The organism is Microcoleus sp. K4-B3, from assembly GCF_036704615.1.
Classification (GTDB): Bacteria; Cyanobacteriota; Cyanobacteriia; order Cyanobacteriales; family Microcoleaceae; genus Microcoleus.
This window is the reverse complement of record NZ_JAUBSF010000039.1, coordinates 43,240-54,652: the sequence shown is the minus strand read 5'-3', so window position 1 is coordinate 54,652 and position 11,413 is coordinate 43,240. Positions and strand designations below refer to the sequence as shown.

4 protein-coding genes are annotated in these 11,413 nt (G+C 43.5%); all 4 read right to left on the bottom strand.

What is annotated here, in order from left to right; translation table 11 throughout:
• Positions 1 to 58 precede the first annotated feature (58 nt).
• The gene (locus tag QUA78_RS17560) at positions 59 to 1,522 is read right to left on the bottom strand and encodes a penicillin-insensitive murein endopeptidase (RefSeq protein WP_333304996.1); all 1,464 of its coding nucleotides are present in this window, start codon (positions 1,520 to 1,522) and stop codon (positions 59 to 61) included.
• 46 nt (positions 1,523 to 1,568) lie between these two features.
• A complete protein-coding gene (locus QUA78_RS17555) occupies positions 1,569 to 2,729 on the bottom strand; it encodes a WD40 repeat domain-containing protein (protein WP_333398936.1) in 1,161 nt (386 codons plus the stop codon).
• A 109-nt stretch (positions 2,730 to 2,838) separates the two neighbouring features.
• Positions 2,839 to 7,332 (bottom strand): nSTAND1 domain-containing NTPase, encoded by a 4,494-nt coding sequence (locus QUA78_RS17550; protein ID WP_333304992.1) that lies wholly within the window; start codon positions 7,330 to 7,332, stop codon positions 2,839 to 2,841.
• Positions 7,333 to 7,399: 67 nt separating this feature from the next.
• On the bottom strand, positions 7,400 to 11,362 hold the full coding sequence (locus QUA78_RS17545) for a caspase family protein (protein ID WP_333304990.1): 3,963 nt from the start codon (positions 11,360 to 11,362) through the stop codon (positions 7,400 to 7,402).
• Between the last annotated feature and the right edge of the window lie 51 nt (positions 11,363 to 11,413).

Genomic DNA, 11,413 nt, shown 5'->3' with positions numbered 1-11,413 from the left:
GACTAATTATGAAATGGAACCGAAAAATAAAAAGTAAAGGTAACTTAGTTAATGCAGTTTAGATGTTTGACAGCTTACCATCAACCAGGATAAAGAGTGCGATATCGGGACGCATGACAAGATCGGGGTCGTTAACCAAATCTAGACCTAACACATCAGAATATTTCCGATAATTGTAATCCCAGGTCAGTTGCACGTACCCCCGTCCGTAAAACGGATAATAGGGCAGAGTTTTGCGGTCGTTCTCCCCTTCAGGTTCACCCAAATAATACGATTCCTTTACGGGTTGGAAACTATCTGCTGTTTCATGTTCAACGGTTGCGAGAATGTAAGCAATTTGAGCTTGAGAAGTAATTCCTTGGCGATGAGCTTCTTTGATAATTGCCTGCACCGCTGCTTCTTTATCACCACCTTTCCAATCAGGTAACATTCCAGCACCCTGCTTGGCATCCAGTAAAGCTTTAGCGGTGGTTGCCCCTAATACATCTCCGCCATCAAGTTTACGGCTGGCTTTAAAACTTCTTAAGGCTTCTTGCGTTTGAGGGCCGTAAATCCCATCAACAACCTCTAAAAGATGATTAGCGCGTAAAATGGTTTGAATTTCTGCACAGAATAGTTGATCTTCAACTAAAACTCCCGAGTTAATATCATCAAAAGGAATTGATTGCTTTTGGTCAATCACGTCTTGGACTTTCAGGCCGGATGGTTCGCTGGAAACCCCACGAGACTGTCCAGAAATTAACTGTGTCAGTTTAGTTTGGGTGACAAAACCGACAATTCCATCCACCTGCAACCCTTGTTGAGCCTGAAATTTTCGGATTGCGGCATCAGTTTCGGTGCCAAAGATACCATCTGTTGTAACTGAAATGCCAACGTTGGCTAAATCTTCTTGAAGTTTGCGGACTCGTTCTCCCTGCATTGGGGGTACAACCAGTCGCAGATCGCCTTGTTGGTCACTGCTGTAGGGGGCTGCATCAATTCCAGGGGAAAGGAAACTCACATGAAGATGATTGTCATGTCCATCCCAAAATTCTACCCCTGTGATTTGTGGATCGTTGAACAAAATTGTTTTAACACGCAAAATTGGATTATTGTAGAATAAATCTACCAATTCTTGAGTGCGATCGCGAGAGTATTCAGGAGCGCGCCAAGTAAGTCCAATTTCTGCATCAGTGTTAGCAACAAGAGAAATATCAACATCAAGTCCGTTGTCATGAGAGCTATGACCTGGTGTTGGCCCTTCTGCTGTACTGATATCTCCGATGCCAATGCGGGGTTTAGGATATTTTTTTACCCACTGATTACAGACATATTTGAGAGCCTGAAGCACTTCTGGACGACCATAGCAATTGTCTCCGTAACATTCATAGCCATCTCCATTGGCAGGCATTTGTTCAAAAAAACCTCGCGTTCCCCAACTAAACTGCTCAATTTCTTCTGCGGTGAAACCAATATTTGCAGTGCAGTGGGTATGGTTATGCTGCAAGGTTTCAGAGCGTTTGCGATTGATTTCTAATACCATTGTTTTTTTCCTTGTGAGAGTTTGTTTTTTGCTTCAAGATCGCTTTTTAGGATGGCGATCTAATCAACGTTGAATAATCTTGCAGCACTTTGCTTTCCCAAGTTAAAAGGTGTGAACCCCCGCCCCCAGCCAAAGTGCGAACAGGCTTACCCTCCGCCACATCCCAGAGTCCGATCGTCCGATCCCAGCTTCCAGAAGCCAGGATTTTACCGTCAGGGCTAAAGGCGACACTCTCAACCCAGTCCTGATGGCCGATCAAAGTTTGAATCCGTTTACCCGTCGCCATATCCCAGAGTCCGATCGTGTCATCGAAACTCCCAGAAGCGAGAGTTTTGCCATCAGGACTGAAGGCGATACTCAAAACCCCTTGGTGATGGCCCCTCAAGCTTGCAAAAATTTGACCCGCAGCCAAATCCCACAGCGTGATTTTATTGTCAAAACTGCCAACAGCCAGAGTTTTACCATTAGGACTAAAAGCAATACTCAAAACAGAATTCTTGCCATCTGTCAAAGCGCTAATCAGTTTACCCGTAACCACATCCCAAAGTTTAATAGTTTTGTCGCTACTCCCAGAAGCAAGAGTTTTACCATCCGGGCTAAAAGTAAAACACTCAACCCAACTCTGATGACCGGTCAAGGTGTGAATGAGTTTACCAGTAGCCACATCCCAGAGTTTGATAGTTTTGTCGCTACTCGCAGAAGCAAGGGTTTTACCATCAGGACTAAAAGCAATCTTCAAAACCCAATTTTTATGACCCGTTAACCTGTCAATAGATTTACCAGTAGCCATGTCCCAGAGTTCGATCGAGTTGTCGAAACTTGCAGAAGCGAGAGTTTTGCCATCAGAACTAAAAGCCACACTCAAAGCTCCTTTCTGATCGCCTCTGAAAGTTTTAATAACTGTGCCGGTAGCCACCTCCCAAAATTTGATACTTTGGTCGAAACTCCCAGTAGCGAGGGTTTTACCATCGGGACTAAAAGCGACACTCCAAACAGAACGCTGTTGCTCTGCCGAGGGATCGATCTGCTGGATCTGTGCCACATCCTGAACTTGAATAATTCTGTAAGATGCCAATCTTGTTTTTTGATTAAAACGTAAATTTGCATCAATACTACGCATCTTAATTGTCGCTTTTTCTACCGATCGCCACTGCCACACTGTCAAGCAAGACGCTAAGATCAATGCTAAACTATAAAAAACAGTCAATTTTATGAAAAGATTGTGGTATTTTTGTTTACGAAATATCGCATTAAATTCCATAGCTGATTTCCTCCCTTAACCCTGAATAATATTTAGATGCTTCTACTTTGACCATCTAAGAGCCGCGATTTATGCGATCGCACACCTGGCGGTCTTCTTTACTAAGATTGACATTAGGATTATTGAAATAATCGCGCATCCAAAAGCAACCATGCTTTAATAAAGCATCGAGTTCTAATCCCTCCAAATTCCACAAAATCATCGTCGTATCATCGCTACCCGATGCCAAAGTCTTACCATCAGGGCTGAAACTAAGACTGCGAACCGCCGCAGTATGCCCCGGCAGAGTAGCGATCCAAGTGCCATCCGGTTTCCAGAATTTCACCGTCTTATCATTACCCGTCGAAGCTAATATTTTGCCGTCCGGGCTAAAACTGATACTATTAGCTGCCACCCTATGCCCCGTCCAGCTTTTGAGCAAAGTGCCATCTTTTTTCCAAACTTTAAGCGTGCCATCATCGCTAGCCGAGGCAAGGGTTTGACCATTTGGGCTGAAACTAACGCCATAAACCTGATCCTCATGCTTCATAGTATTTAGCAAAGTTCCATCCATTTTCCACAGTTTGACGGTCTTATCAAGGCTTGCTGAAGCAAGAGTTTTACTGTCAGGACTAAAACTAAGACTCAGAACTAAACCGCTATGTTTAGAAAGAGTATTGAGCAAGGTACCATCTGGCTTCCAAAGCTTCACTGTGGTGTCATAACTTCCAGAGGCGATCGTTTGACCATCTGGGCTAAAACGAACGCTCACAACTTGAGCTTTATGACCAGAAAGGGTATTCAGCAACGTGCCATCTTGTTTCCAAAGTTTTACTTTGCTATCCAAACTACCAGAGGCGATCGTTTGACCGTCGGGGCTAAAACTGACGCTAGAAACCGGCGCTTGATGCCCAGAAAGGGTTTTCAATAAAGAGCCATCTCGTTTCCAGACTTCAGCCAAGCTATTAGCAGTTCCCGAAGCCAATGTGTCATTTTTGGGGCTAAAACTAACACCCAAAACAAGATCCGTCTGCCCCGTCAAAGTTTTGCGTAAGCTATTATTAAACTTCCACAGTTCAATGCTATTATCAATGCCGGCAAAGGCAAGAATTTGACCGTCGGGGCTAAAAGAAGGGCTCCGTCCAGTTAAAGTATTCAGCAAAGTACCATCGCGTTTCCAAACTTTAACAATATTGTCAGCACTTGATGAGACGAGCAACTGACTGTCTGGGCTAAAACTAACCTTGAAAATATAAGTATTATGCTCAAGAGTTTTAACTAAAGTGCCATCGGGTTTCCAAATTTTTACCGTCTTGTCTTCACTTGATGAGGCGATAACCTCACCATCACGGCTAAAACTGACACTCATAATCCGCGCTTTATGGGCAGGAAAACTTTTCCGTAAACTGCCATCGAGTTTCCAAAGCTTGACCGTTCCATCCGCACCACCCGAAGCAATAGTCTGTCCGTCTGGGGTAAAACTGACACTAATGACTGGAGCTTTATCCTGAATGGTTTTGAGCAATGTGCCATCGGGTTTCCAAAGCTTAATTGTCTTGTCCGCACTAGCAGAGGCAAGAGTCTTGCCGTCTGGACTAAAACTAACATTCAAGACGGGTCCTTTATGCCCAGAAAGGGTATTGAGTAAAGTGCCATTCGGTTTCCAAAGTTTAACCGTTCCATCGGCACTAGCAGAGGCAATAATTTGACTGTCTGGGCTAAAACTAATGCTATAAACTTCGTTGGTATGTCCCGAAAGGGTATTGAGTAAACTCCCATCTGATTTCCAAAGTTTAATCGTATTGTCTGCACTAGCAGAGGCAAAAGTTTGATTATCAGGACTAAAAGTGATGTTATAAATAGCAGCTTGGTGACCTTTCAAGCGATTGGATTCTCTGATGCGATAAATAACAGATTGCAGGGCTGACACAACCTCCTCCTGCGTGTTTGAAGAAACCCAAACTGCCTGTTTCATTATTTTTAGGGCTTTTAAAGCTTCTATCAAAGCATCTAATTCTCGATCGGAGCTAAAAAGTTGTTCAGCCGATAGCGCTAAGCTTCTGCTTTGGGCTTGTAGATTTTGGTTCCATTGATAAAAGAGAAATCCTAATGTCACAGCAAAGGCTGTAGCAATCAGGCTAATTTTGCGGCGGAGGTTGTTACGCCGGCGTCGGAGGCTGCGCTGTAAAAATTCTGCCTCTACTTCGTTAAACCAATTTTCATCGTATTTGAGATGTTCGTCTAATACTTTCAGATAAGGGTTGGTATCCCATAGAAATTCTTCTTGTTTTTCTTGGCTGCGTTTTTGGAGGCTGGGTTTGCGCTTCCCGACTTTAATCAAAGTTGCATTAATCTGGTAAAAAACGTTTTGACAAGAGAGGAGGCTGCTGTCTATAAAATTAACAAGTGGTTCTATTTTTTGTTGAAAATTCAGTGGCTTTTCTTTGCTTTTCCACTCTATAGCTGCTGGGGTTAGCCGCCGTTGCAAAATTAAATTTTCCTGATGTTCTCGTTCCCAAACTATTAGCTTTTGCCATCCTCGCATCAAGACATCGTGGGCCGGTTCAACATAGCCTTTGCCTTCGGTATCTCGCCCTTTTACTAATAGACGTGCGGCACAAAATTGCTCAATGGCTGTTTGGACTCGTTGATTTTCCGGTTCGGGATAAATTAATTCTTCATCTAATACCCGCCGGCGAGCTAATTCACCACCGCCTACAGCTACCATGCGTAACATGATGTGGCGGATGGTTTTTGCATAAGCACGATCGCTTTTAAGTAATTCGTCATATTCCGCGTCGGCTCTTTGGGTCAGACTGCGTGTAACTCCGCCCAATTCTTCATAGTCTTCTTGAGTAATTGCCCGATTATTTCTTTTCCCTTCTCTGACGTTTTTAATATAGTTAAAATAAAGTTCGCTCAGGGTGAAAGAAAGTAAAGGTAGTGCTCCGGGCATTTGTGCGACTTCATCAATTAATTGCTCTACCAAGGTGGCCGGTTCAAAATACATCACCTTAGCAGCAGCAGGATCGACAATCGCTTGGCGTAATTCTTCCCGTGTCATGGCGGGAACAACAAATCGTGATTTTTTCCAATAGGGTTTTAAGGCTGTATCTCTAAACTGAGGTTCAAAATCGGAACGTAAAGTTATGACTATTCGCAACCAATCAGGGAGAAATTCTAAGGCTTTTGCTAACCAATTTAAAAAATTTTCTTGGTCTTGGCTATCTTGGGTGAGAGTCACTAATTCTTCAAATTGGTCGATGACTAACAGCAATTTTGTGTGAGGATTAAAGTTTTTCCATGCACTGAGTTTGTATAACAAGCTTTGCAAAGTTTGTCCTGCTTCCAAACTGGGAGATCTAGTGCTAGTTTCTGGTAAGTCTTTGTCAGAAACTAGCTCGTTAGAGATCAGGAATTCTGTTAAATTTTCGTTTTCTATGGCAGAGTTTAAAGCACTGAAAGGAGACTCACCCGGACGAATAGGAGAGAGGATGCGCCAGTTGGGTTGAGTTGTTTTCAATTGGGGAAGTAATCCAGCTTTGACTAAGCTAGATTTCCCTGAACCTGATGCGCCTAGAACCACAGTTAAGGGATGTTCTGTGACGAATTCAACTAATTTTTCATTTAAAGCCTGTCGGCCAAAGAATTTGTCGCTATCTGCTTCTTCAAATGATTGTAATCCTTTGTAGGGATTGGTGTTTTCATTTAGTTTGGGTGCAGGGGGCAATTGATTAACGTCAAAACCAGGAAGAATAAAAATATATTCGCCCTTATCATGGTGTTTTAACTGTGCAAAACCCGGGGTTTGTTTAGCTGCTATTTTGCCGAATTCTGATTGTAAATAGGCATAGAGTTCTGTTGCGGTAATTACGCCATCTTTGGTAAGGTCTGCTTCTCCCTCAAGCGCCTTGAGTAAAAGTTCTGCAAAGGGAGAGTGATTGGAACTTTCGCTTCGCTGTCCAAACCGATACAGGGAGTCGGCGGCTTTTTCATCATGCGCTGCTGAGGTAATGACTTGCTGGGCGCAGCCTGATGTGTAGCGAGCGTACCGTTCGCGATATACTTTTTGCGATCGCACCGCCTCCCGATGAACTGCCGCCCAGCGAAAAGTCCCAGCAAAGCAGCAATCCAGGATAATTAACGAATGGCGGCATGGCAGTTGGATTAAGCTATCGTGCAATCGCTGCATCGACAGCCAAGTGTCGCTATCATCTCGTTCACCATCTTGAGGAATCAAAAAGCCAGCCGGGCCTTCTGCATTATCCAGTCCATCTAAGGCGATGCCATGTCCCGCAAAATAGAACAAAATGCGATCGTCCGCTGCAACTTGCACTTTATGGCCATCCGGAAAAACCAGTATTTTCTCGGCAAAGCCTGCCAAGAGATCGCTGATATTAGACAGAGTGGCATCTGTATCTAACAGTAACAAAACTTGGTATTGATACTTTTCCTCGATCAGATTGGCAAGTTGTTGAGCATCATTGGCTGCTGTTTGCAAGGGGGGAATGTTGTTAAAATAGCGATCGATACCAATCACCACTGCCAGACTGCGTTTAATCTCCGACATTCTTTAATTCCCCCGACTAATTTATTTCAAATTTCAGTTTGATTATGGTCAAACTGTCAACCAAAAACTAATTGCTAGTTTTTTTAAACTGATATAGTGCCTGTTCCTTAGACTGACTCGTTGATTTTTGATTCACTGGTTGTTGCACGGGAGAACGAGGCCATAGACCAATTAAGCCAATAGCGGCTGCGATTAAAAACGCAGCTAGCCCAATTCCTAAACCTGTTATCCTTGAATTATTTTGTGTTTGAACGTTTAGCGTATCCGAGCCAACTGAATGTGAACTGGTGAGACTGTTAGAGGCTGGAGAGGGACTTTCTACGGGAGTTTTGGCAAGCTGTTCTGCAACAGGTAAAGGGTTGACTGTATTTTTAACCACAGGCTGAGAATTCATAATCTCTGGCTCATCCTCTACTATTGCCACGGCCAAAGGTTTTACTAATAACTGGCTATTGCCATTTGGAGTGGGGAAAAGAGCCGCTGCCAGAGCATCTAACCCAGCCTGATGTGTAAAGTAGCTAAGATGGTCGCACGCAGTATCCGGTAATAGGATTTTGGGTGCTGGAGAGCGATTAGCACTGACATTTTTGATGCTAGTTAAAGCAACGGCAATATCATTAGGCTGACTGAAAAATGCCAATTCTACAACTCTGTCTTTAGTTTGACCAAAAAGGTTGCTCAATAACCGTTGTAAGGGATTTGATTCCTTGTCTGGTTGAAATTCTAGAGCTTTTGAAACAATTGAGCGATCGCCCGCAATAATTGTATAGGGAACCCCTGGGTCAGGATTTTCGGCAAGTTTTTTCAGAAAAGGAGAATCCGGTCGCATTTGCTCTAGCGAGTAATCATTTGCTTCTAAAAACTCCAGTAATTGAGCAACTATTTTGGTCGACCAAATAATTTTTGAAAGTTGATTCAACCCTATCCCAAGCGCTGTGAAAACCCAATCCTGTACTGTAGGCCAAGGAGAACCCCCATTAGGCGTCCCTAACATCACCAAGTGCTGTACGATCTGATTCCCACCTTCTCGCTCGATAAACCAGCGAGAAACCAAACCCCCCATTGAGTGAGCCACAATATGCAACTGCTTGCCGTGATTTCCTCCCAAACCAACTGCTTGCAATCTTTGACCTAATAAGCGGCTATTTTCCTCTATGGTTGTTTGGATATTCTCGTAGTCAAAAGTCAAAACTAAGTCATAAATTTCTGCAATCTGTCGCTGTTGTCCGTCCACTTCTACTAACGTCTGTCTGACACTAGGAACCATACTTTGCGTGTCCCCTATAATCCCGTGAATGTAGAGAATGATTCGCTGGGCTTTTCCAACTCTAGCTTTAACTTGGTCTGGATTTTTTTCGTAGCTGACATCACCTTTTTCGCTGACCTCTGCTACAGCTAAAATAGGATATTCATAAGGTCTTCCCAATTTTTGATAGGCGACTTTTTCAAAGAAAATTCGGATTGACCCGTGAAGGCTGCGACTGCTAACTGTTGGTTTGGGTAAGCGTTCCAGCGTAATCTCTATCTTGCCATCTTCAGTTCTCGCCCCTCTTCCTAATGGCAAGAAAAATTCCCCATCATAAGCAAAAGGTAAGATATGCTCATTTTCCGCTAATTCTTGATTGACCAACAAGTTGAGAGGGGTTGCTGGTGTCACCGCTTGATAACCTTCTACATCACTTAACTCCAAAGCACTTAACCCTGGATCAGTGCCTCGGCTGGTTGTAAATTGGAAAGATTCACTCACGCGATTTTGTTGTCGCAAAATCGCAGGTAAAATCAAATTCCCTAAATCTCGACTCGCTTGGGGTACAGTGGTGAGATTCACTTTCGCTTTTAAAGTTGGATGAGCTTGAACTTCGACGGCACCCTGTTGTAAGGCAGTGCTGCGATTAGCGTTAATGGGTTGAGCATCTTGAGGTCGGACAATTGTAATCGTGACTTCCTTTGTCATCCAATCATCATAATTTCCCTTGGCTCTCACGGCTTCGCGAGTATTAACTTGTGCCATCAAGCTATTCAGAGTTCCCTCAGTTTCTCCAAGAGAACGAGTCAGTTTAGGCGGCGCTAGTCCATCTTGCTTTAACAAGCTAGCATCAAATTCTGTGGTACATACAATTAGCTTGAGAATATCCTTATACTCAGTAATTCCTTGTTCAAAATATTCGTCTGGTACTTGAAATATAATATCATCAAAGCTGGTAATACTAGAGGGATTTTCTGAATTTTTGGCGGGAAGCAAGATGCTGCTATCTCTGTCAAAAAATGGAGTGTCTACGGCAAAACTTTCAGAAAGATCGATAACATTGCAATACAATTTTTTGTCACTTTTATTGGTCAGCCTTATTTGGATGTTTGGCGCTTGCCACTCCCCATTGTCATAGGCGTAATCGACACGCATCTCAGATGAGGAGATGTTTCCGTCTCTATCCCCTGGCGAAGATTCTTGCTGACCGCAAAGCAGAATTATTTCCATTTCCACCTCGTCGGTTTTAATGCGGCTGGTCGCCGGAGTGGAGAGTTGTAAAATGTTATTCCAACGGGCAATATGTTCTAAACGATAAATCACCTGTAAAGCAATTTCCTCTGTGTATCCCGACTGATTGGGTTCTTCGGGAATCGGAGCAACTAAAGGCCGGTTATTATCAGGCTGTAAAATCCAATACTGACCCTGACTGACTAACAGATGGCAATCTGCATCTTTAGGTTCATTTACCTGCTGCACATACAAAGAAGGTTTGTTGCCAATTGCTGCTTTTGACAGTGCTTCTTGCAGATTTTTGATGCCTTGGACTTCACTTTCATCGCCCTTAATGTAAATTTTCAACGCTGGCAACGGCAAACTTGTCACCACTGCCCAATAGCTCTCAGTTTCTGATAAGCTGTCTTGACCGTTAATAATTTCTACTTGGCTGCGTTGTGGCAATACCTGAGTGACTCGTGCTTCGCCTAAAGCTTCTGAAAGTTGGCGCAATTTTTGGGCACTGCTGCCATAGGGAAAAAATGCTAGTCGAGTATCTCCCCCATTAGAGGGTTTAGGAATTCCGTGAATAGACCCTCCATCAATTACCCAATTCCGAAGGTTTTGACTGTGAGTTAATGTGAAGTAGTGAGGCCGTTCTTTAATAGCACCGCCCAAGAAAGGTTGGTCTAAATCGTGCCTGTCTGTTGCTTCTACTTGAGGCGACTGTTCTTTGACTTTGCCGGTCACGAGAGCATTCATATTTCTCGCTAAATCTCGATAGGTTATGCTGCCATTTGTTCGCTGTAGTGTTTGCAGCAAAAAGTAAGAGAAAGCTCCTCTACTTTCTCCATCCTCAGTTTTGTATTCTTTCGCCAGTTCGTAGTCTCTACAGGCAGAGAATAAAATGTGCTTTCCCTTGGGCAAAATCACACCAGTTGTCTTTTTTTCTGATTGTTTAGCACTGCTTAGTATTTCATGAATTGCGGGTGCGTCTTCGGCAAAAATAAACGTGCTTAACGGTCGCTCCCGCGAGTCTACTAAGGCGCGCCTCACTGTTGTTTCCGGGGGTAAGTCTCTGGTTCCCGAACCGGAGTGGCAGCAGTCAAGAATGACAACAATGCGGGGTTCTTTTAGGGCTATTTTGGATATGAGGTAGGCTAGTTCTTTATCAGCTAAGTCCCGACCATTTTCTGCACGGCTGTCATAGCACACTAAAGTTTCATCTAAGCGGTCTGCCTCTAATTCCCAAAATTCCTCTGGTGATTTCTCTTGAGCGCCATGACCGGAATAGTAAAATAAGACCACATCTTCGCTGTCAGCGTTGCACAAATGCTGCTGGAAACCGCTGATAATTGCCTGACGAGTGGCATCTTGATTGAGCAGTATCCAAGGTTGGTCTGTAGGCTCTATCAGTTTCCATTCGCTATCTTGAGTAATTCGCTCTCCCAGATAAGCTTCTATAGCTTTAATATCGTTAACACAACCTTTTAAGGGAGGGACGATAGGATTAGATGCGGGAGAATAGTTGTCAATACCAACTAACAGCGCGTAAATGTTTTTTGCCATAACTGCCTTGTTTAATTAAAGTGTTTAAATTTGTTTTAATCGTTAATAGCT